The organism is Paenibacillus sp. J22TS3 (assembly GCF_018403205.1).
GTDB lineage: Bacteria > Bacillota > Bacilli > Paenibacillales > Paenibacillaceae > Fontibacillus > Fontibacillus tuaregi.
Genome location: NZ_BOSF01000009.1, coordinates 85,970 through 99,924 on the forward strand (window position 1 = coordinate 85,970; position 13,955 = coordinate 99,924).

Here is a 13,955-nt window from a genome sequence, read left to right on the forward strand (position 1 = left end):
GTTTCCTGGACCGATAAAATTTTTTTCCCCTGGCCATCAATACAAATTTCCGACTCTCTTCTTCCCGTTAATACAATTTTTTCCTGGCAAATTCTAACTGAATTACTGATAATATCAATGTACATCTGATGGAATTTTGTACATAATTTATTTCAGAATTTGGAGGATATTACAGCAATGAAGATGAGCAAATTCACCCGGTGGCTGATGGCTGCCCCCCTAATCTCGGCTTTGGCCTTCCCTACGATCAGCGCCGCAGCCCCGCAAAAGGCCGTTTCGGACGTATGCACGTTTGAAGTGCCAACCCATGACCTGGTTGTTTCCAAGGATGCCAAGAAGAACAGTACCTCGATCGCTTATACCTGCCAGACAGGTATTCTATCCATCGATGTATCAAGTAAAGCTGAAAATTCCTCTGTCGTTAAAACGGAGGACGGCTTTGGACATATTGATGTCACCGCTCTTAAACCCGGCAGCACGGACGTCCTGGTATCCGTGTATGGATACGGCGAGCCTGCGCGGATCAAGTTCAATGTAGCCGCTGAGTCAGATCAAGGTACAGAGACTCCGGAAACTCCAGTGGTTCAGGAAGACCCAGCGATTCAGCAACTTAAAGATTACATCAGTCAATTAGAGAAGCTGGATAAATACGAGAACACGGCGCTCAGCACTTATAGAAAGTATCAGTACGTAAGTACTAAGAACCGGAAAGAGGCTTATTACGCTTTTGCCAATACAATTGTTCCGAACTACACCAAATTAGTCTCAGGAATCAAGGCAGTAAAGACACCTAACTCCGAATTGAAACGCATCAACGCGCTGTACATCAAGGGATCTTCCTACCAATTAGAGGCGCTGACTTTGATGAAAAAGGCTTTGTATAATACCAAAATAGACAGCAAGCTTTATAAGCAGGCTAACGCCAAGCTGGCAGAAGGAAGAAAGCTAATCTCCCAATTCAGCTCGAAATTTGAGAAATATACGAACAAGCTCTTGCAATAAGCTTGGAGCAAAAAAAGAAGGAGCAGCCCAAAAGTCATTTGACCCAGGGAGGCTCCTTTGTCTGTTCTAAGAACGCTGCGTTAACGAAGATTTCCTCGAATCGCTGTTGCTTCCGATGTTAGCGGATATATCCCACCTCCCCCTCAGGAGTATCTCCTGCCGAGTAAGGGAGGCTAGCCTCCACCTAAAGCAAGCTTAGGCTGCCCGCTTCAAATTCAGCAGAATCACTCCTGCAATAATAAGCAGGATGCCCCCAACCGTGTACCAATTCACGGCTTCTTTCCATATCACGATGCCAATTATAGCTGTAGCTGCTGTCCCAACCCCGGACCAGATGGCGTAAGCGACCCCTAGAGGGATGGATTGTAGAGACAGGGACAACAGATAGAAGGCGGCCCCAAAAAACACTAAAGTCCCCAGAGAGGGAAGCAGCTTCGTAAATCCGGCCGATGCCTTCAGCAGAGAGGTCCCCGCAAGCTCACTGAGTATAGCCCCTGCCAGAAACAGATAGGTTTTCATTCCATATCCTCCTTACTTTTATCATTAGAACCCGGTGCATGGATTCCGTTCAGCAGCAAATCCACAAGCTCCGCTAAGGTTTCTTGAACGCCCCTTTGTCTGCCGCCCTCGCTGTCCATGATCTGGTACATGCCTCCGACATATGCCTGAATGAACAATTCTGGATTAAACCGGCGGAACTCTCCGCTCTCCATCCCTTCCTGGAACAATCGGCGGATATTATCCCAGCCCTGGTTCAAATATTCATCCAAAGTTGCCCATCCGGCCGGATATTTCCTCCTGAGCTCATCCAATACTCCCACTTGGGTAAAAGAAAAACCCTGCGGAAGCACAATCAGCAGCTCTCTCAGCCGCTTGGATAGCGGCATGTCATGGTTGCCCAGCAGCCTCTGCTCCTCGGACCTCATATCTTCAATGGACTGCTCCACCAGATACCCAATAATAGCTTCCTTCGATTCAAAATGCTGATACAGAGTTTTGCTGCTGATCCCAAGGCTTGCGGTCAGATCCCGGATGGAGAAATGCAGTCCGCGCCGGGCAATCTCCCGTGCAGCCGCTTGGGCAATATGATTTTTCATATTCTTATTCTCCTCTCCCCGTAAGAATGAACCTCCTTGATCCCCCTGCTGCAGATCAACCCCGGGAGAAACACCAGAGGATAGACCATCAGGAACAGATTCGGCAGCCACCACAGAAGGTCGTAGTCCCCCCGGATTCCCCAGAAAGCGACAGCCTGAAGACCCGAGCAGAATGTTAAGCTTAAAGATATCACCGCAAGCATCCTGCTTGCCGCCTGATCCACACTTCTATTGAGATAATACATACTAAGCAGACCCGTAAGAGATATGAATAAATCCAGAGGCAGAAATGATAGATTCCAAGACACCATCAATTCGTCCTGATAGTCCTTGTACTTGTACTCTTCAGGAATCACCCCAAGCAGTACAACAGTCCAATAAACGATAAACCCTACATCTGTAAACCACATCAAACACTTTAAATATCTGTTCATCACAACCCCCAGAGCCTGCTAATTGATTATTCTGAAATCAAGGAAAACAAACTGTTTTATTTGTTTTCTACATTATCAAACATGACCTGAGGAAGTCAAATCTTCGCGTCTTCAGGGGGACGATTCCAATATGGAAATAGAGCGATATACAAAAGAGAAGCTCAGATCCGTTTAGAATCTGGGCTTCTTTTTTGACTCTTTATTTTCTGCCATAATCGGCCTTAATCTCGCCCCATACCTGGGTCTCCCACTTCAGAAGCTTATTCTCGTAGTTGTTGGACTTAAGCCAGGCTACTGCACGGTCCACCAGCTCCCATATCTCCCGGGTCGACTCGTTCCTTGCCAGCGTCGTTGCCACCTTTTTCTCCCGGACCCACTTCAGAGCCGTTCTGGAATCACTGTACACGGTCATCTTGCTGCCCCTCTGTTTCAAATAGGCGAGCGAATGAACGATGGCCAGGAATTCCCCCAGGTTATTCGTCCCGTTAGGAATCGGTCCCCGCTCAAAGATTACTTCACCTGTCCGGGTGCTAACCCCCCGGTATTCAATAGGTCCCGGATTGCCCTTGGTTCCCACATCTACAGAAATGCTGTCATAGTCAATTTCCGCCTTAACCGCACTGGAGCTGCTGCCTGAAGCCTTCGCCTTCTGGCTGACCCCGCTCCGGCCTCCCGCCGCAGACGTGCCCGACTTGCCCCAATGCTTCTTCCAACCGTCCCGGAAAGCCTGTTCCGCTTCGGATTTGGAAGGGTAAGACTTGTACTTGGCATCCTTATAGGCTTCCACCTGAGCTTTGCACTCCGCCCAAGTCGCGTAAACTCCAGGAGCTGCACCCTCCCATACCACATAATACTTTTGACCCGCCATAATGTCCCCCTCTTGCAATTTGCAATCTTTCCGTTATGTCCAGGCCCAGAAGAAACCGTCCCGGTCCCAGGCGACCCGTCCGCCGTGCTGTTTGCGGAACGCATTCCTCACTTCCTTGGCCAAGGATACGTTCCCATTCTCATTCCTAAATACATACTGCTCGCCAAAATGGCTCCTTACATATTCGATGGCTTCCTCCTGACGCAGAATGCCCCGTTGCCGGATCTCTTGGATCATCCATTCCGCTATTTGCTGCTCTGAAGACTCCATGGCTTATAACTCCTTACCTTCTCATGTCATTATGAAATGTGCTGACCAGTGAATTCATATATATTGCATGGTATCTGATTTGGGGACATCAATCAATGGCTGGGCTGGTGTCATTTCAGGGCATTTGTGAATAGGCTGAATCATCAATATTATTGGAGGTTCTTACGTATGATGAGAAACTTGAGCACCGATTCGTATGTCCGGCAGCCTTATCCCTACTATCCGTACCCTTATAAATACAATTACCCGCCGTTCTATCCTTACCCATCCCCTTACTATCCTTACCCTGTCTATCCGCCTTACTTCGGTTATCCCTACCCTTTCCCTTATTATGGAGGATATTTCGGGAACTACTCTGGACACGGAGACGGACACCACCACGGGCATGGACACCGTCCAGAACCGAGAGATTTTGAACTGAATTTCCAGTCCAAGGCTAAATATGGCGGCAAATACGGCCTGGATGCCCATGCCGATGCCCAAGTAGGTGGAGGCCAAGGCCTTACTTTTGACGCCGCTGGCAATCTGGGCGGAGAGCATGGCATCGGCATGCAGACCGCCGGGCACTTGGGCACCCAGGGAGCGGGCTTTCAGGCTGGTGGGCATGTTGGCGGAGACAATTACGGAGCCAAAGGCCACGCCGACGCCAGCCTGAACCTGACCCAGGGGCTTCAGGTGGATGCCGGGGCTAGTGTAGGCGGCCAGCACGGCGTTGGCGTGCAGGGCGACGGATATGTCGGCGCCAAAGGCATTGGCGCCCACGCCCAAGGCCAGATTGGCGGCGAGAATTACGGAGCCAAGGCTCACGCCGGAGCTGATCTCAGCCTGAAGCAGGGATTCGGCTTCGATGCCGGAGCCAATGTCGGAGGCAAGAGCGGCTTCGGTGCGGGCGCCAGCGGGCATATCGGCCTTGGCAAGGGCGTGGGATATCAGGTCGGCGGGAAGGTCGGCGGCCAGCACGGGGTCGGTATCCACAGCGATGCCCATCTTGGCGGCGGCAAGGGTGTAGGCTTTGACATTGGGGGCAACCTAGGTACCCACAACGGCCATGTAGGCGTTCAATTCGGCGGCGACAAGGACAAAGAGGACGAATAACTGCCCCACACCATTAAGTTGAACTGTGGATATACAAGAAGCTTCTCCGGAATCATTTCACAACTTGTCTAGGGGTGATTCCCAAGTTCAACTTATAAGCGTATTCTCCGCATACAAAAAGGACCGGGTGACTCCCGGTCCTTTCTTTTTCCTACGGTTATTTCAGGCCTCCAACTTTTCCGTCACCGGACAGGCCCTTAAGCAGCGGCTCCCAGGTCAGGCCTTCTCCACATATTTTTTTGCGCTGATCAGAGATGTTTTGCAGGGAGGCATTGCGCTGAGCTTCCAGAGCGCGGACTGTTTTCAAGTACAGATCCTGAATTTTGTTCTCCGAAGAACTAGCGTTGTTGGCAATTTGTTGTTTGTAGCGCGCCATGTCCTTGGCAATCTTCGCGGTAAGCTCTTTATACAGCTTGCTGATCTGCTGCTGGGCTTTGGTTTTGCTGATCTTCCCGCGTGAGTAAGCATAAATAGGGCTTGTAATATAACTTGTGCTGGAGTTCTTCATCAATGCATACATCGGACTGCTGATATAACTGTCAGATACCGTCTTGTTCAGCGCATAGGCTGGACTGCTTAACAGATTAGGACTGATCGCCCTTTTATAATCCCCCATATAGCTGCTGAGAGAATTCTCATTGATTGCCCGGGCGAAGGTGCCCATCGTACTGCTTAGTGAATTCCGGTTGGCCTCCCGGGTATAGATTCCCATAGGGCTGCTGAGTGAGTTCGGATTGATATTGCGGGCATACTCATTCAGCTCCGATCTGAGATCCCGATTATCACCATAGCGCTTCTGCAAGTCTGCCAAATCGGCTTCCAGCTTTTCATTCCACTTGTTCTGGTCTTCCAGAACAATTCGCTCCAGTTCAGCCAATCTATCGTTCTGGGTCTTCAAATATGTACTGTACGTTTGCGTTTGCTGATCCATATAGTTGTTATAGGCAGCGACCGTCTTTTTATTATACGCCTTATAATTGCTCCAGACCTGGTTGATCCATTTGCTGTCTGCAGCCTGAACCGGGCCTGCCGGCATGAAGATTACCATCATCAGCAGCAAGCTTAAGCCTAACAGCATTCCTTTCCGTAAAAAACTCCCCTCGCACTTGTGCACTCCCTTCATACTTCATTGCCCTCCATTCGTTTTTTATGTCAATCAGAGGTATTTTATCCAATGACTTGGTAAGTTCCAATAGTCCGTAAAGTCTACAGTCCCTTTGAACTAATTATTCTTCCTTTTACAACTATTACTGTAATTTAATTTCAGTTCCTGATATTGTTCTATTTGTTTCATCTACATCCTTCTATCATTATAAATTTACATCCGCTTTACCCTAACATATTGAAATGTAAGCGTATAGCTTCTTTTCGGCAACTCATAATCAACCTTTGTTCAATAATTTTGCATTTGGCTTAAAAAAGTACACAAAACCCATATCTCTTTTGTAAAATCTCGATTAATATAGGGAGTGCATTAACAGAATTACAGAATCTTACTTACGAGAGGGATGAAGAATTTCGTGAAGAAGGGGTTAAAGAAACAACTCGGTAAAGTCGTTACATCTTCCTTGGCTCTAAGCCTGCTCGTGCTGCCGCTTCACAGCGTGCCCGCATCTGCAGACACGGCGTCCGCAAGCTCCCCGCTGAAACTGAGAATCATGGAGACTACGGACGTTCACACTAACCTGATGTCCTATGACTACTACAAAAGCGCGGATGCGCCTACCGTAGGGTTGGCCCGGGTTGCCACACTGGTGAAGGAAGCCCGCAAGGAGGTTCCTAACACCCTGCTGGTTGATAATGGCGACCTGATTCAGGGAACACCGCTGGGTACATATGAGGCTCTTGTGAGCCCAGTTAAGCCGGATGAGACACATGCCGTATATAAAGCGATGAACCTGATGGGCTACGATGTGGCCACCATGGGAAATCACGAGTTCAACTACGGCCTGGACTTCCTCGATCAAATCGTCAAGAAAGCCAGCTTCCCGTACATTAATGCAAACGTATACAAGGATGACAAAGACAACAATCCTGATAACGATGTAAACCGCTTTAAGCCTTACGAGATTCTGACAAAGACCTATAAGGATGAAGCTGGCCAAACCCAGACGCTGAAGATCGGCGTGCTTGGCCTGGTGACTCCACAGATCACAGAATGGGACAAGGCAAACCTTGAAGGCAAGGTAATTACGAAGGATATCGTGGCTACAGCTGAGAAGTTTGTTCCTGAGATGAGAAAAGCGGGCGCGGATATCGTCATCGCCATGGCTCATACAGGCTTTAATGCGAATGCCAAAGCTAACGTTAAGGACGAGGACGTTGTTCTTCCGCTAAGCAAGGTTGCCGGAATCGATGCCATCACCTTCTCACACACCCATAAGGTATTCCCGACGGCCACAGACAAGTCGCTGGATGCCCTGTTCAAGGACTCCTCCGGCAAAGTCCTGCCTGCAGTGGACAACGTTAAGGGAACCATTAACGGTGTACCTGCGGTGCAATCCGGATACGGCGGCAGCAATCTCGGTATTATCGATTTGACGCTGGAGAAGAAAGACGGGGTATGGAAAGTTGCCGCCTCCCAATCTTCAACCAAAGCGATCTACGATGCCGCGAACAAGAAATCCCTGGCCGAGCCGGACCCTGCTGTAGTTGAAGCAGTCAAAGCTGAGCACGAAGCTACGATTGCTTATGCCAACAGTCCGATCGGAACAGCCACTGCACCGATCCACAGCTATTTCGCCCTGGTTCAGGATGATCCTTCTGTACAGATTGTTACCAATGCACAGAGAGATTACGTTGCCGATTATGTGAAAAAGAACCTGCCAGAATATGCGAAGACGCCGATTCTGTCTGTAGGTGCTCCATTTAAAGCGGGGCGCAACGGTCCGGAAGAATATACGGATATCGCTAAAGGCCCTCTGGCAATCAAGAGTGCCGGTGACCTGTATCTATATGACAATACGCTGAAAGCGATTCTGGTAAAGGGCTCCGTCGTTAAGGAATGGCTGGAAATGTCCGCAGGCAAGTTCAATCAGATTGATCCTGCCAAGAAAGAGGAGCAGCCGCTTCTGAACCCAAGCTTCCAGGTGTACAATTTCGATGTGATTGACGGTGTTACTTATCAGGTGGACGTTACTAAGCCTGCCAAATATAACATTGACGGAACTGTAGCTAATGCGAACAGCAGCCGGATCGTCAACCTGCAATACCAAGGCAAACCGGTTGATCCGAACCAGGACTTCATCGTGGTGACGAACAACTATCGCGCAAGCGGCGGCGGGAACTTCCCTGGCGTTAAAGGCAGCAAGTATGTCATTGACAGCCCGGATGAGAACCGTCAAATTCTGATGGATTACATCACTGCGAACAAAAACATCAATCCAACAGCAGATAACAACTGGTCCATTGCTCCTGTACAAGGAGATTTGAATGTCACATTCACTTCTTCCCCTAAAGCCGAGCAGTATGCCAAGCTGACCAACAATATTCAGTACACAGGCAAGCTGGACGACAAAGGCTTTGGCGTCTACAAGCTTGACCTGAGCAAAGCCGTTGTCCCAGTAACAACACCTGAGCAGCCTGGTACTTCCACACCTGCTCCTGGCACAGACGTGCCTGCGGCGCCTGGCTTCAAAGACGTTCCTGCAGACCACTGGGCCCACAGCTATATCAGCGACCTGGTTGCGAAGAAGATTGCCACTGGCAAAACGGCGGCTTCCTTTGATCCGAACGCGCCAATCACACGCGCTGAGTTTGCAAGCCTGCTGGTGAAGGCTCTGGACCTGAAAGCCAAAGGCAAATCCGTGTTCAAGGACGTATCCGATAAGAGCTGGTTCGCTGGAGCCGTTATCGCCGCTTATGAGAACGGCATTATCAACGGAACCAGCAAGACCACCTTTGAGCCGAACAAGCCGGTAACCCGTGAAGAGATGGCTGTTATGGCCAAGCATGCAATGGATGTTAAGGCTGGCGAGAAGCTGAAGGCCGCTGCTGAAGCGAAATTCGCAGACAGCGCCAAGCTCAGCGCTTGGTCTAAGGCTGAAATTAACCTGATTGTGGATCGCGGAATCATGAACGGGCGCGGCGGCAACAAATTTGAACCTGCAGCCTCCTCCAGCCGTGCGGAAGCAGCCAAAGTTGTGGATATGATCATCACGAACATTTCCGTACAGCTGCTCGGAATCAATGATTTCCATGGACAACTCGATTACAAGAAAGACCTTAAAGATGCCTCGGGCAAAGTAACTGCCACTGTAGGCGGTGCCGACTATCTGGCTGCTTATCTGAAGCAGTATAAAGCCAAGAACCCGAACACCCTTCTGGTTCATGCAGGCGATGCTGTAGGGGCAAGCTCCCCGATTTCCGCCCTGCTGCAGGACGAACCAACGATTGATTTTCTGAACCGCCTTGGCTTTGCTGTAGGCACCGTGGGCAATCATGAGTTCGACAAAGGACCTGCGGAAGCTCTCCGCCTGATTCACGGGGGCAAGAACCCGAAGGACGGCCATGACTTCGCGGGAGCCAGCTTCCCTTATGTGGTGGCGAACGTGCTGGATGAGAACGGCAAGCCGTTCCTGCCTGCTTACACCGTTAAGGAAGTAGGCGGTGTAAAGATCGGATTCATCGGTGTGGTTACCAATATTACACCTTCTATCGTGAGCCCGGCTGGTATTAAAGGCCTTACCTTTACCGATCAGACCACAGCCGTCAACAAAGCTGTAGCTGAGCTTAAGGCTCAAGGCATCCGGTCTATCGTAATTCTGGCCCACGACCCATTCGCAGGGTCCAAGGATGCCCCAACCGGTGAAGTTGTAGACCTCGCGAACACGGTAGACGATGAAGTTGACGTGATTCTGGGCGGCCATGACCATGGCGGTCTGAATGCCGTGGTAGACAACAAGCTGATCGTGGAGTCCTACTCTTACGGGGTGGCCTTCTCCGATTTTGACCTGGAAATTGACCGTGCTACGCACAACATTGTGAGCAAGAAAGCTACCATTGTGGATACCAAACATGAAGGAATCACACCGGATGCGGAAATCACCAAGATGGTTGCTGACTATCAAGCGAAGAACGCTCCGGTCCTGAATGCACCTGTCGGCAAGACAGCTGCAGCTATCACCCGTACTACAAGTACGGCTGGTGAATCCGCACTGGGCAACCTGATTGCCGACAGCATGCGCGAGACCATGAAGGCCGACTTCGGTTTCATGAACTCCGGCGGCATCCGCAACGATCTGCCGCAGGGAACCATCACCTATGGCAACATGTTCGGCATTGAGCCATTCGGCAACGTGCTGGTGAAGCTGACGCTGACCGGGGCCCAAATCAAAGAGCTGCTGAATCAGCAATGGGGAGCGCCTAAGACCCGCATCGGGCAAGTCTCCGGCCTCACTTACAAATACGACGACAGCAAGCCGGATGGCTCCAAGATCGTTGAAGTGAAGAAAGCCGATGGAACACCACTCGAAGACACCAAGAACTATACGATTGTTGTTAATGACTTTATGGCTTCCGGCGGAGACGGATACACTACCCTGACTAAAGGAACCAACCGTGAAGTTGGGCCAGTGGATCTGGACGCGTTTGTTGATTATGTAAAAACTAAATTTGCAGGCAAAGACATTGACGCAAAGATTGAGAATCGGATCGTCAAAGTGAACTAATTCAATTCCTTATAGTGAAGAACCCCCTCCGGGAGACCGGCAGGGGGTTCTTGTCTTGATCATAGGTCAATCTGAAGCACAATAAACAATCAGTCCGGGCATTACAATAATCGCCAAATGAGAAAAATACCTGCACCGCAATCTTAAGGATAGTTTAAGAAGTACGAAAAGGTGTTTACAAGAATGAAGTACGAGAGTATGATAATCATCGGTTTTCAATTTCCATATATTCGCTGAAATCTTACAAGATGCGGGGGAACCGTTCTAACGGATTGAATCGATCCGGGGGGTGAATCCTATTACAAGGTAGGGCTACTCAAGGGCCCGAATCCGACAGCTAACTCCGTAAGCGTTATTTGAGAAGGAAGGTGGATTCAACCATGACCAGAATATTTAAAACCTGAGTATGTATGATTAGACTTGTGGACATTGTATAGTTCGTAAAGCACTTGGGTTTATGTCTTAATTTTTACCATACTGGTGGTGGAGAGAATGTCTTTAAAAAGATTTTTAATCGGGCGTCCCCTGAAATCAACAGAACTGGGCGAGCAAAAACTAAACAAAACCAAAGCTCTGGCCATTCTGTCCTCTGACGCCTTGTCCTCCGTTGCCTATGGGCCGGAGCAAATCCTGCTTGTCCTAATTACAATCAGTGCGGCAGCCTTCTGGTATTCAATACCGATTGCCGTAGGTGTGCTGGTTCTGTTAACCGCACTAATTTTATCTTACCGTCAAATTATTTTTGCTTATCCGCACGGCGGGGGAGCCTATGTGGTATCCAAGGAAAACCTTGGAACGAACTATGGTCTAATAGCCGGCGGTTCACTGCTGGTGGATTACATTCTGACCGTAGCCGTGAGTGTGTCCGCAGGAACAGATGCGATCACCTCCGCTTTTCCCAGCCTGCATCCTTATACGGTAATTATTGCGATTATTTTTGTATTATTCATCACGACCTTGAACTTGAGAGGAGTCACGGAGTCGGCCTCAATTCTGGCCTACCCTGTATACTTGTTTGTTCTAGCTCTGTTCATTCTAATCGGGGTCGGCATATTTAACATCCTGACAGGCCATGTGCCAGCTGAGCTGCACGCTCCAATTGGAACCCCTGTCGCTGGCATCAGCTTATTCTTGCTGCTGCGGGCTTTTGCATCAGGTAGTTCTGCGCTTACGGGGGTTGAGGCGATTTCGAACGCCATCCCGAACTTTAAAGATCCGGCGCCGAACAACGCCTCCAAGACGCTGCTGGCTATGGGAACCCTGCTTGCTGTGCTGTTTTCGGGAATTGTATTCCTGGCTTATTATTACGGGGTAGCCCCTAAAGCTCAAGTCACGGTAGTTTCCCAAATCGCGGAAATGACATTTGGCCGCAATTTCATGTACTTTTTTATCCAGGGAACTACGGCTCTGATTCTTATTCTGGCCGCCAACACGGGGTATTCCGCATTCCCTCTGCTGGCTGTAAACCTGGCCAAGGACAAATTCATTCCAAGAATGTTCACGGTACGAGGAGACAGGCTGGGATATTCCAACGGAATTATCATGCTGGGAGTCTGCTCCATTATCCTGATTGTCGTATTTAAAGGACAGACTGAGCACCTGATTCCACTGTATGCGGTTGGGGTATTTATTCCATTTACCCTGTCCCAGACCGGAATGATGCTGAAATGGCTGCGCACCAAGCCCCAAGGCTGGGTACCGAAATTTATCATCAATACGATCGGGGCTTTGATCAGTCTCACCGTATCGCTCATGTTCTTTCTGACCAAATTCAATCAGGTATGGCCGGTATTGATCTTCCTGCCGCTGATTATTCTGTTCTTCTACCGGATCCGGAAGCACTATGAAGCGGTGGGGGACCAGCTGAGATTAACCACCTGCGAGCGGGCTGTGCCAATTGAAGGCAATGTGATTATTGTACCTGTTGCAGGGATTACCCATGTAGTTGAGAACTCGCTGAACTATGCGAAGTCACTATCCCCTCATCAAATTATCGCAGTCTATGTACCATTCGAACGGCATGACGAGGATGAATTCGAAGCCAAATGGGAGAAATGGCAGCCGGACGTACGGCTCGTTACCCTCTACTCTCCTTACCGGAGCATTATTCATCCGCTGCTCAAGTTCGTGGATACCGTGCAGCGAAAGGCCAGTGAATCGAATTATCAGGTTACTGTGGTGATCCCCCAATTCATTCCGAAGAAGGGATGGCATAATATTCTCCATAACCAATCCGGCCTGATGATTCGCACCAAGCTGCTCTACAGCAAGAAGGTCATTGTTACCACGGTTCCTTACCGTCTGAAAAAATAATCCAGCTCCCTAAGTCCCTAGGTACCTAAGAAGCTGGATAGAAGTGAAGGCCCTCTTCCTGGGCTTCGTAACGGTGATTTACGCACCTAGGAAAAGGGCTTTGCCCAATCCTCATGCATGTTTAAGGCATCCAAGCATAAAGATCGCCGGGCCACACACCGCGCACTAAGGTGACGTGTGCAGCTTTCCCGGGAACACCAAAAAGGCACCCTGAGTAAAGGGTGTCTTTTTGGTATAAAGCATGGGGGATCTATGTTGGGGAATCTGATTGGAAGCTCTTCTTATGGGTTTAACCTGTTGTTCCTAGCCCTTGATTGAGCCGGCTACCATACCTTTCATAATCTGCTCCTGAAGAATCAGATAGATAACAATGGTCGGGATTACAGCGATCGCCATCGCCCCCATGGTAAGGGCATAATCTGTACCGAAGCCATCCGAGAATAGAGACAGACTCAGCGGCAGCGTCTTCAGGCTTTGGGAATTGATAAATACCAGGGCGAACGAGAAGTCGTTCCAGAATCTTAAGAAAGCCAAGATCGAGATCGTTGCAATAATTGGAGTACTGAGCGGAAGAATCATTCTTCCGAAGATTCCCCACCATCCTGTGCCGTCAATCATGGCAGCTTCTTCAATTTCACGCGGAATGGAAGCCATGTACGCCATCGCCAGGAATATCGCAATCGGAAGCTCAAAGGCTGTATACGGCAGAATCAGCGCACCATACGTATCCAGCAATCCGATCTTCTTCATCATCAGGAACAGCGGCACCAATGTGCTGTGAATCGGGATCAGCAGGCCGGCCAGAAACAGTGCGACAACTACCTTTTTGAATCTGAAATTGAATCGGGCCAGCGCATAAGCAGCCAGTAGCCCAAGAATAATGGTCAGGGCCACAGCCAATATGGTGACAATCGCAGAGTTCATCATCGCTCTACCCATATGTCCGAGATCCCAGGCGCGGGTGATGTTCTCCTTCATCCATACAAGCGGAAGGCCATAAGGACGCTTGAAGAAGTCCTCGTTCGTTTTAAAGGCACTGATAAACAGCCAGTACAGCGGGTACAGCGTCAGTATGGCATAGATCAGCAGGGGAAGCCTGACAAGTCCGGCAAGCGCTCTGCGCCAAAAATTTTGGGTAATCGGGGTCTTCAGGGCGGTTCCCGTGTTTCCGGCAGCCGCGGAATTTCCGGTTGTCTCTAGTTTCACG

General features: G+C 49.6%; 11 protein-coding genes and 1 riboswitch. Of the genes, 4 read left to right on the top strand and 7 right to left on the bottom strand.

Annotation, left to right across the window (positions count from 1 at the left end; translation table 11 throughout):
* Nucleotides 1–177 precede the first annotated feature (177 nt).
* A complete protein-coding gene (locus KJS63_RS22660; RefSeq protein WP_213621192.1) occupies nucleotides 178–1,002 on the top strand; it encodes a hypothetical protein in 825 nt (274 codons plus the stop codon).
* Between the two features lie 195 nt (nucleotides 1,003–1,197).
* Here the strand turns inward: KJS63_RS22660 and KJS63_RS22665 are convergent, their stop codons facing one another.
* From KJS63_RS22665 to KJS63_RS22685, 5 genes are all read right to left on the bottom strand, one after another.
* Nucleotides 1,198–1,521, bottom strand: coding sequence for a DMT family transporter (locus tag KJS63_RS22665; protein WP_068613413.1), 324 nt, complete (start codon nucleotides 1,519–1,521; stop codon nucleotides 1,198–1,200).
* Nucleotides 1,518–2,099: a TetR/AcrR family transcriptional regulator gene (locus KJS63_RS22670; RefSeq protein ID WP_213621193.1), complete on the bottom strand. Its 582-nt coding sequence runs from the start codon at nucleotides 2,097–2,099 to the stop codon at nucleotides 1,518–1,520. Before KJS63_RS22670 ends, KJS63_RS22665 begins: the two co-directional genes overlap by 4 nt.
* The gene (locus KJS63_RS22675; protein WP_213621194.1) at nucleotides 2,096–2,533 is read right to left on the bottom strand and encodes a DUF5360 family protein; all 438 of its coding nucleotides are present in this window, start codon (nucleotides 2,531–2,533) and stop codon (nucleotides 2,096–2,098) included. The genes KJS63_RS22670 and KJS63_RS22675 overlap by 4 nt, the downstream gene beginning before the upstream one ends.
* Before the next feature lie 199 nt (nucleotides 2,534–2,732).
* Nucleotides 2,733–3,401: a ribonuclease H gene (gene rnhA / locus KJS63_RS22680; protein WP_213621195.1), complete on the bottom strand. Its 669-nt coding sequence runs from the start codon at nucleotides 3,399–3,401 to the stop codon at nucleotides 2,733–2,735.
* Nucleotides 3,402–3,434: 33 nt separating this feature from the next.
* On the bottom strand, nucleotides 3,435–3,671 hold the full coding sequence (locus KJS63_RS22685; RefSeq protein ID WP_213621196.1) for a DUF6953 family protein: 237 nt from the start codon (nucleotides 3,669–3,671) through the stop codon (nucleotides 3,435–3,437).
* Nucleotides 3,672–3,839: 168 nt separating this feature from the next.
* Between KJS63_RS22685 and KJS63_RS22690 the strand changes: the two genes are divergently transcribed.
* Nucleotides 3,840–4,766 (top strand): hypothetical protein, encoded by a 927-nt coding sequence (locus KJS63_RS22690; RefSeq protein WP_213621197.1) that lies wholly within the window; start codon nucleotides 3,840–3,842, stop codon nucleotides 4,764–4,766.
* Nucleotides 4,767–4,923: 157 nt separating this feature from the next.
* On the opposite strand, the gene KJS63_RS22695 is transcribed toward KJS63_RS22690, so the two are convergent.
* On the bottom strand, nucleotides 4,924–5,889 hold the full coding sequence (locus KJS63_RS22695) for a hypothetical protein (protein ID WP_213621198.1): 966 nt from the start codon (nucleotides 5,887–5,889) through the stop codon (nucleotides 4,924–4,926).
* 397 nt (nucleotides 5,890–6,286) lie between these two features.
* Between KJS63_RS22695 and KJS63_RS22700 the strand changes: the two genes are divergently transcribed.
* Both KJS63_RS22700 and KJS63_RS22705 read left to right on the top strand, forming a co-directional pair.
* Nucleotides 6,287–10,435 (top strand): bifunctional 2',3'-cyclic-nucleotide 2'-phosphodiesterase/3'-nucleotidase, encoded by a 4,149-nt coding sequence (locus tag KJS63_RS22700; RefSeq protein ID WP_280520848.1) that lies wholly within the window; start codon nucleotides 6,287–6,289, stop codon nucleotides 10,433–10,435.
* A gap of 221 nt (nucleotides 10,436–10,656) precedes the next feature.
* Nucleotides 10,657–10,803: riboswitch (cyclic di-AMP (ydaO/yuaA leader) on the top strand.
* A 124-nt stretch (nucleotides 10,804–10,927) separates the two neighbouring features.
* Nucleotides 10,928–12,748 (top strand): APC family permease, encoded by a 1,821-nt coding sequence (locus tag KJS63_RS22705; RefSeq protein ID WP_068613392.1) that lies wholly within the window; start codon nucleotides 10,928–10,930, stop codon nucleotides 12,746–12,748.
* Between the two features lie 303 nt (nucleotides 12,749–13,051).
* Here KJS63_RS22705 and KJS63_RS22710 read toward each other — a convergent pair whose 3' ends face one another.
* Nucleotides 13,052–13,954 (bottom strand): carbohydrate ABC transporter permease, encoded by a 903-nt coding sequence (locus KJS63_RS22710; protein WP_068613376.1) that lies wholly within the window; start codon nucleotides 13,952–13,954, stop codon nucleotides 13,052–13,054.
* Between the last annotated feature and the right edge of the window lies 1 nt (nucleotide 13,955).